This is a genomic window from Natrinema pallidum, from assembly GCF_005890195.1.
GTDB classification, from domain to species: domain Archaea; phylum Halobacteriota; class Halobacteria; order Halobacteriales; family Natrialbaceae; genus Natrinema; species Natrinema pallidum.
In genome coordinates, this window is sequence record NZ_CP040637.1 from 2,608,222 (window position 1) to 2,622,335 (window position 14,114).

13 protein-coding genes and 2 pseudogenes are annotated in these 14,114 nt (G+C 64.6%); 9 read left to right on the top strand and 6 right to left on the bottom strand.

Annotated elements, in window-relative coordinates; genetic code table 11:
- Positions 1-57: 57 nt before the first annotated feature.
- From FGF80_RS12875 to FGF80_RS12900, 6 genes are all read left to right on the top strand, one after another.
- Positions 58-1,236 carry an ATP-NAD kinase family protein gene (locus FGF80_RS12875; RefSeq protein ID WP_138654436.1) on the top strand — a complete coding sequence of 393 codons (1,179 nt, stop codon included), beginning with the start codon at positions 58-60 and terminating at the stop codon, positions 1,234-1,236.
- A 150-nt stretch (positions 1,237-1,386) separates the two neighbouring features.
- Entirely contained in the window at positions 1,387-2,418 is a 1,032-nt protein-coding gene (locus FGF80_RS12880; RefSeq protein ID WP_006185331.1) for a phosphate signaling complex PhoU family protein, read from the top strand.
- A gap of 99 nt (positions 2,419-2,517) precedes the next feature.
- Entirely contained in the window at positions 2,518-2,703 is a 186-nt protein-coding gene (locus FGF80_RS12885; RefSeq protein WP_006185332.1) for a DUF7525 family protein, read from the top strand.
- A 113-nt stretch (positions 2,704-2,816) separates the two neighbouring features.
- Positions 2,817-3,041 (top strand): DUF7123 family protein, encoded by a 225-nt coding sequence (locus FGF80_RS12890; RefSeq protein ID WP_006185333.1) that lies wholly within the window; start codon positions 2,817-2,819, stop codon positions 3,039-3,041.
- Between the two features lie 125 nt (positions 3,042-3,166).
- Positions 3,167-3,601, top strand: coding sequence for an SRPBCC family protein (locus FGF80_RS12895; RefSeq protein ID WP_138654438.1), 435 nt, complete (start codon positions 3,167-3,169; stop codon positions 3,599-3,601).
- Between the two features lie 27 nt (positions 3,602-3,628).
- The gene (locus tag FGF80_RS12900; RefSeq protein ID WP_138654440.1) at positions 3,629-4,483 is read left to right on the top strand and encodes a carbon-nitrogen family hydrolase; all 855 of its coding nucleotides are present in this window, start codon (positions 3,629-3,631) and stop codon (positions 4,481-4,483) included.
- 390 nt (positions 4,484-4,873) lie between these two features.
- On the opposite strand, the gene glmU is transcribed toward FGF80_RS12900, so the two are convergent.
- The gene (glmU, locus tag FGF80_RS12905; protein WP_138654442.1) at positions 4,874-6,055 is read right to left on the bottom strand and encodes a bifunctional sugar-1-phosphate nucleotidylyltransferase/acetyltransferase; all 1,182 of its coding nucleotides are present in this window, start codon (positions 6,053-6,055) and stop codon (positions 4,874-4,876) included.
- Between the two features lie 92 nt (positions 6,056-6,147).
- A pseudogene (locus FGF80_RS19625) lies at positions 6,148-6,320 on the bottom strand (aldehyde dehydrogenase family protein); the annotation flags it as partial.
- A 194-nt stretch (positions 6,321-6,514) separates the two neighbouring features.
- On the opposite strand from FGF80_RS19625, the gene FGF80_RS19245 reads away from it, so the two are divergent.
- Positions 6,515-6,688, top strand: a complete 174-nt coding sequence (locus tag FGF80_RS19245; protein WP_006185338.1) for a hypothetical protein — start codon at positions 6,515-6,517, stop codon at positions 6,686-6,688.
- A gap of 172 nt (positions 6,689-6,860) precedes the next feature.
- Here FGF80_RS19245 and FGF80_RS12915 read toward each other — a convergent pair whose 3' ends face one another.
- Entirely contained in the window at positions 6,861-7,670 is an 810-nt protein-coding gene (locus tag FGF80_RS12915; protein WP_138654444.1) for an RIO1 family regulatory kinase/ATPase domain-containing protein, read from the bottom strand.
- Between the two features lie 154 nt (positions 7,671-7,824).
- Between FGF80_RS12915 and FGF80_RS12920 the strand changes: the two genes are divergently transcribed.
- Positions 7,825-9,084, top strand: a complete 1,260-nt coding sequence (locus FGF80_RS12920; protein WP_138654446.1) for a DUF7544 domain-containing protein — start codon at positions 7,825-7,827, stop codon at positions 9,082-9,084.
- Positions 9,085-9,173: 89 nt separating this feature from the next.
- Here FGF80_RS12920 and FGF80_RS12925 read toward each other — a convergent pair whose 3' ends face one another.
- The 3 genes and pseudogenes from FGF80_RS12925 to FGF80_RS12935 all read right to left on the bottom strand — a co-directional run bounded on the left by FGF80_RS12925 (position 9,174) and on the right by FGF80_RS12935 (position 12,557).
- Positions 9,174-9,986 carry a DUF6517 family protein gene (locus FGF80_RS12925; protein WP_138654448.1) on the bottom strand — a complete coding sequence of 271 codons (813 nt, stop codon included), beginning with the start codon at positions 9,984-9,986 and terminating at the stop codon, positions 9,174-9,176.
- Between the two features lie 126 nt (positions 9,987-10,112).
- The gene (locus FGF80_RS12930) at positions 10,113-11,369 is read right to left on the bottom strand and encodes a Glu/Leu/Phe/Val family dehydrogenase (RefSeq protein WP_138654450.1); all 1,257 of its coding nucleotides are present in this window, start codon (positions 11,367-11,369) and stop codon (positions 10,113-10,115) included.
- Positions 11,370-11,943: 574 nt separating this feature from the next.
- Positions 11,944-12,557: pseudogene (locus tag FGF80_RS12935) on the bottom strand (HD domain-containing protein).
- 260 nt (positions 12,558-12,817) lie between these two features.
- On the opposite strand from FGF80_RS12935, the gene FGF80_RS12940 reads away from it, so the two are divergent.
- Positions 12,818-14,104: a Cdc6/Cdc18 family protein gene (locus FGF80_RS12940; RefSeq protein ID WP_006185346.1), complete on the top strand. Its 1,287-nt coding sequence runs from the start codon at positions 12,818-12,820 to the stop codon at positions 14,102-14,104.
- Positions 14,105-14,114: the final 10 nt, after the last annotated feature.

The window sequence follows — 14,114 nt, forward strand, 5'->3', positions numbered from 1 at the left end:
CGGACCCGACGGCCGGTCTGCGATACGGCTTTCCCATTGGCGTCCCCACGTCCCCCCATGGAGTCCATCGGCGTCGTCGTCAACCCGATCGCGGGGATGGGGGGTCGGGTCGGGCTGAAGGGAACCGACGGAAACGTCGCGGAGGCGCGTCGCCGCGGTGCCGAGCCGCGAGCGCCGGCCCGTGCGCGAGAGGCGCTGCGATCGGTCCACCGGCGTGCGCCCTCGCTCACCGTCTACACGGCCGCGGGCGTGATGGGCGAACGCGCGGCGAGAGACGCCGGCTACGAACCCACCGTCGTCTACGATCCGTCCGAAAGCGACCGCGACACCGCGTCGGACGGGGCCGCGATTGCCAGCGATCCGGCGACCACAGAGACGACGGCGGCCGATACCCGCGCGGCCGTTCGAGCGCTCCTCGAGCGCGACGTCGACCTCGTCTTCTTCGTCGGCGGCGACGGCACCGCCGTCGACGTCGCCGAGGTGCTCGAGGCGGAGGGCGACGAGACCGGGGAGACGCCGATGCTCGGCGTGCCAGCCGGCGTCAAGATCTATTCGTCCGTCTTCGGTGTGACGCCGGCCGACGCCGGCCGGATCGCCGCCGAGTTCGACCGCGTCGAACCGCGCGAAGTCAACGACATCGACGAGGACGCGTACCGCGAGGGGGAGGTTCGAACGGAACTGAAAGCGGTCGTCCCCGTCCCCGTCGCTCCGGCCGTCCAGTCGGGCAAGCAGGTCTCGAGCGGGAGCGTCGACTCGCTGGCCGCGGGGTTCGCTCGTGAGATCGAACCGGGACGGACCTACGTTTTCGGCCCCGGCAGTACCGTCGGCGCGATCGAGACGGAACTGGGGATCGACCCCTCCCCGCTGGGCGTCGACGTCTGGCGAGCAGCGAACACGGCGGGAGACGACGAAACGGCCGCTTCGGCGTCCGACGGGGAGCTACTCGCCCGCGACGCCGCGGAATCGGACATTCTCGACGCTCTCGCGGACCCAGTCACGATCGTCGTCTCGCCGATCGGGGGACAGGGGTTCGTGTTCGGTCGCGGCAATCACCAGATCTCCCCGGCGGTGATCCGGCGAGCCGACGACATCGCGGTCGTCGCCGCCGGCGAGAAACTCGACGACATCGAGTCACTGCGCGTCGACACCGACGACGAAGCGGTGGACGACGACCTCCGCGGCTGGCTGCGAGTGCGGACCGGCCGGTTTACGACCCGACTCGTCACCGTCGTCTAATGCACCCCGCCGCGACGACGGCGCGGCCCCTTGCTCGAGATTATATAAGGAGGGAGTCAAATCCGGCAGTATAATCAACCGTATAACGATTTCCCGCGCGATAATGAGTGTATAGTCAGGACTAAGGTCGAGTCCGTCATACGATCTTCCATGGAAACGCGGAAAGTGCAACGACTCGGTCCGTCGACGCTCGCGATGACGCTCCCGGCGGAGTGGGCGTCCGAACACGGCGTCGAGAAAGGGGACGAAGTCTCGCTTCGAACCAGCGGCAAAGGGACGTTGACCGTGATGCCCGAGTCCGCCAACTCGGAGGAAACGGAAGCGATCATTCACACCGACGAGCTCGACGCCGACGCCGTCGAGCGCGCGATCGTCGCACAGTACGTCCTCGGCCGGCGCATCATCCGCATCGAACGCGAAGACGGTGCCCTCGAGTCGGACCACATCAACGCGGTCTATCAGGCCGAAACGCAGCTGATGGGGCTTGGCGTCATCGAGGAAACCCCCGAGAGCATCTCGATTCGCTGCTCGGTCGATCCCGAGGACTTCACGCTCGATAACCTCCTCGAGCGCCTCGAGCGGACCGGCCAGACGATGCGCGGCGAGGGGATCAAGGCCTTAGCCCACGGCAACCCCGATCTCGCTCAGCGCGCCCTGAACCGGGAGCGACAGGCGAACAAGATCTTCGTCCTGTTGCTGCGCCTGATCTTCACTGCGTACCAGAACCCCAACCTCGCGCGGGCGGTCGGCCTGAATACCGGCTTCCCGCTGATCGGCTACCGCTCGATCGCGAAGAACCTCGAGCTCACCGCCGACAACGGCGAGGACATCGCCGATATCGTCATCGAGACCGAGGGACACACCCTGAACGTCGACAGTTCGGTCATGCGCGAGATCCGAGAGTTGAACGAACTGGTCGACGAGATCACGTCCCGCGCCGTCGAAGCGGCCGTCGAACGCGACTACGACAAGTCCAACGAGGTCCGGGCGCTGTTCCACGATATCTCCGACCTCGAGCAGGAGATCCTCACGGGGCTGCCGGAGATGGACAACGAGGACCTGCTGCGGATCCGAGAGGTACTGGTCAGCCTCCAGCAGACCGCCCAGTACGCGATGCGAAACGCCGAAATCGCGGCCAACCTCGCGCTCAACGAGGAGTCCATACACACCACGATCAAGTGAGATCCTCCGCGCCGGTCGACCGGGCGGTCGTCCGCCGGTCGTGCCGGCAGTCGCTCAGCAATGAGTGAAGTTAAGAGACACCATACACAACGCTCGAGCATGGCTACGGAAACCGAGGCGACGGACAAGGGCGTTGGACTGGCGCTTGCACTGGGGGCACTCGCGGTGATCGGCGCACTGTTGATGTACGCCGGTGCACCGGATGTGACGGCGGCGTGGGGCTTCGCCGCGGCCGTCCTCTTTAGCTCGCTAGCGGTCGTCGGCATCCACCTCTACTGGCACTGAACCGGCAGCAGCGACGATCGATCCGCTGATCGAGTGGTAAGCCGCGTTCGATCGGGACCGTATCGGGCCGTTAAGAGTTAAGACCAGCGACTCCTTACAGAGACATACGGACGATGACCGATTACTCCGACGAAGAGCAGCGAATCATCTCGTACCTCCGCGAGAGTGCCGCCCGTGGCGAGCAGTACTTCCGGGCGAAGAACATCGCGAACGCAATCGGACTCTCGTCGAAACAGGTCGGCGTCCGCCTTCCCCACCTCGCGGAGAAGGCAGACGAGGTCGACATCGAGAAATGGGGTCGGGCACGGTCGACGACCTGGAAAGTAACGATCAGTTGACCGGTGTCGGCGGACGACGACCGGTCCGGCTTCGTTCCGACCGGGACCCGACAGCGCCGTTCGCATCGGACGGCGCTCGCACGCGGTCCACGGTCTTTTTATCCGACAATCGCGCACGTAGGGCCATGACTGTACGGGTCGACCGGTCGTTCGACGTGGCGGCGTCGCCTGAGCGGGTCTGGGAGTTCATCGCCGATCCGGCGAACCGCGCGCGGGCGATCAGTGTCGTCCAGGAATACGCCGTCGACGATGCCGACGGCCGACGGGTAACCTGGCACGTGGAACTGCCCATCCCGCTCGTGCGAAAAACCGTGACCGTCAACACGAAAGACGTCACGCGCAGACCGCCCGAATACGTAAAATTCGTCGGGAAATCCAAAGTGATGGACGTGACCGGCGAACACGACATCGTCGACACCGAGGACGGCACTTGCCTCGAAAATCACTTCGTCGTCGACGGTAAACTGCCGGGCGTCGAGAAGTTCTTCAAGCGAAATCTCGACGCCGAACTCAGGAACCTACAGCGTGCGCTCGAGCGGGACTTGCAGACGACACAGTAACGGTGGTGGGGCGGCGACTGTGCGACCATGACGTTCGATACGGACGCCGACGCCGCTGGTGCCGATAACGGGGACGCGCTGACGCTGGCGCTCGCACAGCTCCACATCGAGGCCGGCGAAGTCGAGGCGAACGTCGACCGGGCGCTCGAGGCGGTATCACGAGCCGCCGATCGCGGCGCGGACCTGGTCGCCTTGCCGGAGCTGTTTACCGTGGGCTACTTCGCGTTCGATCTCTACGCGCGCAACGCGGAGCCGTTCGAGGGCGACACGTTCGGCCGGCTCCGGGAAGCGGCGGCCGAGCACGGGATCGCCGTGCTCGCGGGCAGCATCGTCGAGGATCTGTCGGCGACCGAGCGCGTCGATACCCCCGCCGACGAGGGGCTCGCGAACACGTCGGCGCTGTTCGATGCCAGCGGCGATCTACAACTGATCTACCGGAAACACCACCTCTTCGGCTACGAATCCGCGGAATCGGAACTGCTCGTTCCCGGCGACCGGATCGACACGGCGACGATCGGCGACGTCACCGTCGGCGTGACGACCTGTTACGACCTGCGGTTCCCCGAACTCTACCGGCAACTGGTCGACGACGGCGTCGAACTGGTGCTCGTCCCCAGCGCGTGGCCCTACCCGCGAGTCGAACACTGGACGACGCTTTCGCGAGCCCGCGCGATCGAGAACCAGGCCTACGTGGCGACGATCAACGGGGCTGGGACGTTCGACGAGGCCACGCTGTTGGGTCGCTCGAGCGTCTACGACCCCTGGGGCGTGTCGCTGGCCTCAAGCGGCGACGGGCCGGCGCTGGTCACGACCGAAATCGAGCCGGAGACGGTCGCGGCGGTCCGCGAGGAGTTCCCCGCGCTTCGGGACCGACGGCTGTAATCGACGCCGGTTCGATACCCTCGCCGACCGCTGACTTTTTATTTCGGCGCGCCGTTGGTACGGCTGCCGGCACAGACGCTTTTCACGTCTCCCCGGCATTGCGCGTCGCTCCGGCCCGTCGCGCGCTCGGTTTCCCGCGGGAACCGAGCGACCACGCCCGCATCCGTCTCCTCGTCCCACCTTTCGCCTCGTTTCCACCTTTCGACCGTCTCCCTCGAGACCCGTCTCGGAACTGGCTCCGTCTCTCGAGTTCGGAGCCCGATCCGGCTCGACGGGCCGGGACCGGCCGAACGCATCTCCCAGTACAGCCGGCGCTCGCCGGGTAACGGGACTCCGAAGCACTGGGCCGAGCGGATCGTGACGATGCGGAGCGCCGACGGTGGCCGACGATTACCGATCCCGCTCGACGGTTTCGCCAGGCATGGTCGTCGCGCCGGACTCGAGTCGCAGTCCGGGCGTCAGACTCGTGTTGATACCGGTCTTGACCCCGTCGCCGGCGACGACGCCAAACTTCCGCCGCCCCGTCGAGACGCGGTCGCCTTTGACGGTGAACTCGATGTCCGCGTCGTCGTGGCGGAGGTTCGCCACGTTCGTCCCCGCGCCGACGTTGACATCCCGACCCAGGACGCTGTCGCCGATGTACGAGAGGTGACTGACCGACGTCCCGCGCGAGATGACGCTGTTTTTGATTTCGACCGCGTGACCGATCTCCGCATCCCGGCCGATCAGCGTCGCGCCGCGGACGTAGGCGTTGGGCCCGACCTCCGCACCCTCGCGGATCAGAGCCGGCCCGTCGATCACGACGCCGGGTTCGACCGTCGCACCCGCCTCGACGACGACCTCGCCCTCGAGGTGGGCGTCGTCGCTCACGTCGCCGTCGATCCGGCCCTCGAGTTCGGCGAGGTGCCACTCGTTGGCCGCGAGTAACTCCCAGGGGCGGCCGACGTCCAGCCACCGCTCGAGGGTCACCGGCGTCACGTCGTACTCGTCGATCACCCGCGCGACGACGTCGGTGATCTCGTGTTCACCGCGCTCGCTCGCGGGCACCGCGAGCCACTCCCGGGCCTCGGCCGGGAACGCGTAGGCCCCGGCGTTGGCGAGGTTCGTCGGCGGTTCGTCGGGTTTCTCGACGATCCCGGTGACACTGTCGTCGGCGGTGCTGAGGACGCCGTAGTTGCGCGGCTCGTCGACCTCGATCGCGCAGACGGCCGGACAGGCGTCGAACAGCCGGTCGATCGCCGCCGGATCGTAGAGATTGTCGCCATTGAGAACGGCGAAGGGCCCCTCGAGAGCGGCGCTGGCGGCGTCGACGGCGTCGGCGGTCCCGGCCTGTTCTTCCTGGACGGCATAGGTGACCGGGACGCCCCGGTACTCGGGGCCGAAGTAGTTACGGACCGTCTCGCCCTCGTAACCGATCACGAGGACGATTTCGTCGGCTCCAGCGTCGATCGCCGCGTCGACGGTGTGGGCCGCGAGCGGTCGGTCGGCGACCGGCAGCATCGGCTTCGGCACCGATTCCGACAGCGGTCGCATCCGCGTTCCCTGACCCGCCGCGAGAACGACTGCCTTCATGTACTCACCCCTTCCACGAAACGTCTGATAAGCGGTTCGTTCGCGAGTAGAAACTGAGAGTGCCGCGGGAGTCAGGGCTGTGTCACGACGAGTCAGTCCTCGTCGGTTTTGATGGCAGCCGACAGCCCGCGGCCACCTCGATCTCCGTGGAGTTGTTCATCGTCCAGGCGGTGCGCTCGGTGACCGCCTCGATGGCCTCGCGGGCGCTCGAGTAGCCGTTGCCGGACTTCTTGACCCCGCCGAACGGCAGCTGAACCTCCGTGCCGCGCTGGAACGTCGCCAGCGTCTCGCCGGTCGCGGGGCTTTCGCTCTCGAAGATTCGACCCGCTCCCGTCGGGCGATCGACAGTCGATTCGGAGGCCGATCGCCCGACGGGAACGCCAACGAACGTCCGTGACAGGCTCTCTCGGCCCCGTTCCGAATCGTGTTCGTTATCCGCTGGCGGCCCCGAAGACGCGTGTGACCTCCCCTGAACCCCGCACCGACGAGAGCCAGCCGCTGACGAGTCGCGGGTACCGCATCACCGTCGACGACGGCCGGGACTCGTTTTTCGCGATCTGTCTCGAGGAACCGGACAGCGAGACGGCCTGGATCATGTCGGATACGGTTCGAACGCTGGACGGCATGCGATAAGCCACACGCCGACATCGACTCACACCCGGACCGGATACTGACTCCAACGGCGGCCGGGCGGGCTATCCCGCCGCCGGTCACCGGTCCTCCTCGCCGCGCTCTTCGGTGACGATCCGCTCTCCCTCCGGCGGAGCGTCCGCCATATCGGGATGGCGCTCGTCGCCGGTTGCCGTCACCCACTACCCAGATCGGCCGCCTTCTCGAGTTCGCTGCGCAAGGTCGTCGAGTCGAACTCGTGGTCGGGACGGAGCCGGACGAAGTCGAGGAACTCCCGCGCGGCGAGCAGATGCGAGGGCTCGTAGGCGGTCGCGGCCGCGTCGACGGCTTCCCGCGGCCCGATCCGTGGCTCGAGAATGGCCAGCGCACAGGCCAGATCGTAGGCGGTCGTCTCGTCGACGCGGTCGTCGTGGACGCTGGTCGCGTCGATGAAGTAGAACTCGTCGTCACAGAGCAGGACGTTCTCCGCCCGCAGGTCACCGTGGGCGAGCCCGTGCTCGTGGAGCGTCGCGAGCATAGCGAACAGTTCGGGCGCTCGCCTGACGACCACGTCGTTGGAAACGTCGTCGAGCGACCGGAAATCCGGGAGATACTCGAGGACGAGGACGCCCAGCCCGTTGACCTCGAAAGCATCGATGGGCCGGGGCGCGTTGAGACCGATTTCCCGCATCCGTTCGGTCGCCGCGTACTCGTGTTCGACCATCTCGCGGGGCGTGTCGAACCGATCGAAAAACCCCTCGGTGCCCGAGGAGAAGGCACCCACGTTCCGGCCGGTCGTCAACACCGCGTGGACCAGGGCGTTCTGTCTGGAGACGATTTTGACGAACCACTCGTCGTCGATGACACACGGCGTCGACAACCAGTTGTCGGCCTCGAGGAACTCGACGCGGACCTCCTCGCGGTCGTAGCGATCCGCCAGCGTACGGACGACACGCTCGATGCGGTCCCACTCGACCGATCCACGTGCGAGCCGGCGGATGTCCATACGGGACCTGTCGACGGTCGGCGTTAAATGCCCCTCGAAGTGTTACCGGGTGAACGTATTCGCGTTCGGTCGGACGGGCCCGCAATCGTTTACGTCCCGGATTGGTCCGTCAGAACAGTAGTATTATCGCTGTGTCGATGCTAGCGTGAGTACTATGGACGCCATCGACGATCTCGGGGATGCCATCGACGTTACCCGGACCCGGCTGACGCCGTTTCGAACGGGGACGTGGCTCAGGCTCGCGCTGATCGTCTTCTTCGTGAGTTCGCTCGGACTGGGCGGGCCGACGATTCCGGGCGGGGACACCGGCACGGTCACCGACGACCCGGCCGTCGAAGAGCAGCCACAGGAATTCGGGGAAGTCGCCGGCGAGGAACTGCTCTTCTGGGCGCTCGTGATCGTCACAGTCGTCCTGTTACTCTGGCTGCTCTACGAGTTCATCGGCGCTGTCATGGAGTTCGTCTTCCTCGAGTCACTTCGTTCGTCCGAGGTCCACGTGAGGCGCTATTTCTCCGCAAACCTCCGCAAGGGACTGTGGTTGTTCCTGTTCCGACTCGGTCTCCGGATGCTGCTGGCGGTTGTCGCCATCGCTCCGGCCGCGGTCTTCCTGCTCTCGATAGGATCGGGCCTCGACGGTCTTTCGATGGGGGTGCTCTTACTCTACCTCCCCTACGTGATCGTCCTGGGCTTGCTCTACGTCATCACGATGCGGTTTACCACCGAGTTCGTCGCACCCATCATGCTACTGACGGATCGCGGCGTCCGCGACGGCTGGGGTCGGTTCTGGTCGACGATGACGGCGAACTGGAGCGACTACGTCGTCTACCTCGTGCTGGTTTGGATTCTCCAGTTCGTCATCGGCATCGCCGCCACGGTTATCATCGGCCTCAGCGGACTGCTGTTGGCGATCCCGTTCGTGATCGTCGGCATCCTGTTGCTGATCGCGTTCGATGCCGCGGGAATCGTCCTGGCCATCCTGCTCGGCGTCGTCGGACTCGTCCTCTTTTTGCTCCTGGCGTTGCTGCTCTACGTCCCGGTCGAGACCTACGTCCGCTACTACGCGCTGTTGCTGCTCGGCGATACCGACGCTGATCTCGATCTCATCCCCGACCGACGCGGGGCGGTCCGCGGCGGCGGGCCGGTCGATGGCGGCAATCGCGGTGGAAACGGCCCCGCCGGGTTCGGGGGCAGCGATCCGGATTTGGACCGCTCGAGCGATCGGGACGATACGACTGGCTGGGACGATCCGAGCGGCCGGAATGACGACCGCGACGATACGAGTGGGTGGGACAGTACAAGCGCCTGGGACGACGACCGCGACGAGACAGATGGCTGGAACAATGACCGCGACGACACCGCGTCTCGAGAGGATCGGTCGGACGACCGCGACGAAGACGACGAGTACGGCTGGTAAGCGGACGGGTCCGGGGCTCGGAGACAGTCGAAGCCGAACCCCTCGACGGACCTCGAGTACGGTCGCGATCCGAACAAGTTCGGCCGAGATCAGCTAAGCAGGTCGTCGTCGCTCCCGTTGCCGTCGAGGTCGATGCCGCCGCTTCCGTTGCTAGTGTCATTTCCGCCGTCGTCGTGGGTGGAATCGGTTCCGTCCGTCCCCTCGGAGTCGTCGGTACTCTCGGCTCCACCGGCGTCGGACCCGCCGTCGTCGCTCGAGGCCCCCTCGTCCACATCGGTAGTCACCGACTCGGCGAGCAGCGTGGCGTTCGGGTCCTCCCGGCGCTCGACGTACTCGGGATAGACGGCAATCGTCACGAGCAGGTCCTCGTCGGCCTCGACGGCCTCGGTGATGGAGATGATGACGGGTATGTCCGCGCCGTCGAACTCCGCGTCGGCGGTGAACTGCGACCGGGTCGTCGACTGCTCGAGGATCGTGATATCGGAGTCCGCGTCGTGCGAGATGTTCTCAATCCCGTCGTAGTTGCTCCTGACGAAATCCATCAACTCCTGCGTGGACATCTCCCCGACCGGGTTGAGTTCCTTGCCGAAGATGCTCACCTGTGGCGTCGTCAGGACGTTGAACACGGCACCGCGCCGACTCCCGAGCGGCCCCATATCGACGGCCTTCTCGTGTTTGGTCATGTGATTGGAGACCGTGACGGTCTCGTTCGTCGGTCCGACATCCCGTTCGATGGAGAGCGTTTCGATAGCGGACTGCTCGTAGCCCGTCTCCGCGCGGGCGTCGGCCTCGACGCCGGCGGGTGACGATTCGTGTTCGGCCATTCCGAGCAGTCCGAGACAGCCCGACAGGCCGGCGAGGCCGGCAGCCCCGAGTCCCGCGATGACGGTTCGTCGATTCATTTCCCTACAGATGTCGATTCGGGTACTAAGTGTTTGTTGAATCCGCGATCGTTTGTCAATAGAAGGACGTATCGGTGCCCGATTGTCGAGTTTCGGTCGGTCGCGACCGACGGCGACGGGTCCGACTCAGGGCCAGCTACCGGCTTCCTCGAAAGCGTCGGCGACGCGCTGGATCGCGACGACGTACGCCGCGGTTCGCGGGTTCTCGAGGTCGTGGCGCTCGTAGGTCTCGACCAGCGCGTCGAACGCGTCGACGATGATCGTCTCGAGTTCCTCGTTGACGCGCTCTTCGGCCCAGTAGAAGCGCTGGCGGTTCTGGACCCACTCGAAGTACGACACCGTGACGCCGCCCGCGTTCGCGAGGATATCCGGGATGACGAAGACGTCTTTCCCCTCGAGCACCTCGTCGGCGGCGGGCGTCAGCGGTCCGTTGGCGGCTTCCGAGATGACATCGGCGTCGACGGCTTCGGCGAGGTCGGCGTCGATCGCGTTCTCGAGTGCCGCGGGAATCAGGAGGTCGACATCGAGGGTGAGGACGTCGTCGTTAGTGAGTGCCGCCTCGCTGTCCTCGAAGCCGACGACGCTCCCCGTCTCGTTTTTGTGCTCCTTCGCCGCGACCGGGTCGAAGCCGTCGGCGTTGTAGATGCCGCCGCTCGAGTCGCTGGCAGCGACGACGGTCGCGCCCATCTCGTCGATCAGTTTGGCGGCGATCCAGCCGGCGTTGCCGTAGCCCTGCACCGCGACGGTCGCACCCTCGAGATCCTTGTCGAGGTAGTCGAACGCTTCGCGGGCGGCGATGACGGTCGAGCGACCGGTCGCCTCCACGCGCCCCTCGCTCCCGCCGGAGTCGAGCGCCTTGCCGGTGATGACGCCCGGTTCGGTCGTGTTCTCGATGGTCTCATAGGTGTCTTTGATCCAGTTCATTTCCCGCTGGCCCGTGTTCACGTCGGGCGCGGGAACGTCCCGGTCCTCGCCGATCAGGGGACGCAACTCCTTGGCGAACGAGCGGGTGAGTTGCTCGAGTTCCGCTTCGGAGTAGTCGTCGGGATCGACGACGATGCCACCCTTACCGCCGCCGAGGGGAATGTCGACGATCGCGGTCTTGTACGTCATCCAGCCGGACAGCGCCTTGACTTCGTCGCGGGAGACCTGTGGGTGATAGCGGATACCGCCCTTGTAGGGACCTCGATCGCCGTTGAACTGCGACCGGAAGGCCGTGAATCGCTCGAGGTCGCCGTCGTCGCGTTCGATCGTGAGGTTCGTCTCGAGGACGCGTTCGGGGTGTTTGAGTCGCTCGATCACGTCGTCGCCGACGTCGAGGTACGCGGCGGCGTCGTCGATCTGCGATTGCAGACTTTCGAACGGGTTGACTTCGTCGGACATGGGAGTAAGTTCCGAGGAAACCAAAATAAACGTGGCGGTGCCCTTCATATGCCATATATTCCAATATAAGGACACCAGACATGATTATATAGTGAACGACTATCATATCGGCTGCCGGCCTCCGAGCGACGGTACTGCCGCGACGACGACGGAAGCGACCGCCCTCGGGAGGGATGTGCCGGCATGGTGACGGACACCCCTCGTTCAGAGTGAAACCCAGTCGACACGCGTAGGGTGGAGTCGATGCCGCGACCGGCTACGGGACGTGAAATCGTCCCTCCCCTCGTTCAGACTGAAAGCGGTTCGGTTTCGGCGACTGCGTTTCAGTCTGAACTGGGGGTGGGACGACGGGTATCGGCATCCCGGAGTGGACGACGGGGCCCACACTCCCTGTTCAGAGTGAAAAGCATCCGAACGGAGGTGGGGTGGTAGACTGGCAGGCGGTACTGGTATTGAGATAAGCAACCGTGCGGTGGGAAACTCGGACGAAAACTCTCCACACGACAGTTCCGTCCTGATTCGACAGAGATACAGCGAGAGTGCCTCGGGGCTTGTCCTCGAGGTCCTTCACGGGTTATTCCGTCGATTCGATGTGATATTCCGCCGGTTCGATGTCGAGTTCGCTCGCAAACTGTGTGAAGAACTCGTCCATGAAACGCCAGCGGGACGTCCCGAGGCGGCGTCCGGGTGACGTGTACAACTGCTCCAACCGCTCTTCCGCCCACTCTCGAAGGAGCGTGATATCCGGAAGCTCCGAGGAAACACCCCTCTCGACTGCCGGAGTATCGATCACCGCGTGCTTCTCGCCCGCGCGTCCCGATCTACCGACTGCTGTGCGTCCGAAGACAGTGCTGGATCGCATCGATCCGATCAGTTGCTACCGATTCGGCCTCGAGCAGGTCTTTCGCTTCCGTCGCGGCCCAGTCGCCCTGGTTTTCGATCGTCCCCCGTCGTTCCAGTGGGCGGCCGATGTCGTGCAACCACACCGCTGCAGCCAGCACGCCTCTATCGACAGGTCGCTCGTGCTCGTCCGCTATTCGATACGGAGCGGGCACAAACTTCGGAGCGGGCACAAACTTCGGAGCGGGCACAAACTCGACCGGCATGGAACTGATCGTGTGCCGGGAGGGCGTCGTCGTAATACGGCAGCGCTAGCGCTCGATCGAGGGACCCGAACTCCTGTTTCATAGCAAATCCGCCCTCTCCAATATTATACATCCCATGAGTAATTCAGCCGACAGGACGGAAACCGGCGGCCGCCGATACCGACCGATTTCAGTCTGCACGAGGGGTGAAGTCATCATCGGACGGGATTTCAGTCTGCATCCGGCAGCGTCTTCGAGAACCACGAACCCGTCCGGGAACGGCTACGGACGGTTGCTACCTGCCCGTTATCAGTCTGAACTACCTTCCATAGTTTTATAACGAGTGTCTCCCAGAACAGAACTATGGCTGAGCAGACGGGTGGGGACCCGCTCTTCGAATCTCACGACCCCATCTTCGATCGAAAGGAACTCCTCCACGTCGGTCACGTGCCCGACGAGGATCGGATCGTCGGGCGCGACGACGAGATCCAGTCCGTCGCCGCCGAGGTCGGCGCGATCACACGAGGTGATCCCCCGAACAACGTGATGATCTACGGGAAGACCGGAACCGGAAAGAGTCTCATCTCACGGCACGTCGCGACCCGGGCCCAGGACGCTGCACAGGGCAACGACATCGATTGTGGCGTCCTCTACGTCGACTGTTCTGAAGCGAACACGGAAACCCGGACGACGCGACAGTTGGCGCTGAGTCTGAAAGAGCAGACCGAGTATCAACAGAACATCCCGCTTCGGGGGGTCGGGACCATGGAGTACTATCAACACATCTGGGGCATTCTCGAGGACTGTTTCGACGCGGTCATCGTCATCTTGGACGAGATCGACAAACTCGACAACAGCAATATCTTGATGCAACTCTCCCGCGCTCGCGAGGCGCGAAAGACCGACGCCTACATCGGCGTCATCGGGATCAGCAACAAGGTCCAGTACCGGGAGACGCTCGACGAACGCATCGATAGCAGCTTCGGTCATCGGGAGCTGTTCTTCCATCCGTACGACGCCTCGCAGCTCCGCGAGATCATGCGCAACCGCGAGGACGCCTTTCAGCCCGACGTTCTCGAGGACGGAACGATCGAACTCTGTGCCGCTCTCGCGGCCAAGAAACACGGCGACGCGCGGAAGGCGATCGAGATCCTCAAGGAAGCCGGCGAACTCGCTCGACGCATCGGTAGTGAGACGGTTTCGGAGGACCACATCCAGCAGGCCCAGGAGGTCGCCGAAATCAATCGTATCGAGGAACTCACCAGCGGGGCGACCGTCCACGCGAAACTCGCCCTGTACGCGCTCGCGAGTTGCATCATCACCGGCGATCGGGAGACGTACAAGACTCGAGAAGTGTACGAACGCTACGTCGGGATCTGCGAACTGGTCGCCACCGATCCGATCACCGAGAACGGTCTCTATCGACAGCTGAAGGAACAGGCGTTTCTGGGCGTCATCGAATCGGAGAAAACCGGCGGCGGACGATCACAGGGGAGTTATCTCTTACACCGTCTCGTTACCGATCCGAAACACATCGTCAAGGCGGTTCGTCGGGACGCCTCGCTCGAGGATCTCCCGACGTACGATCGGCTCCGCGAGACCAGTCCGTCGACAGGTAACCGTGATATCGATCTCACCAGCTTCTCGTGAGGGACCCGGT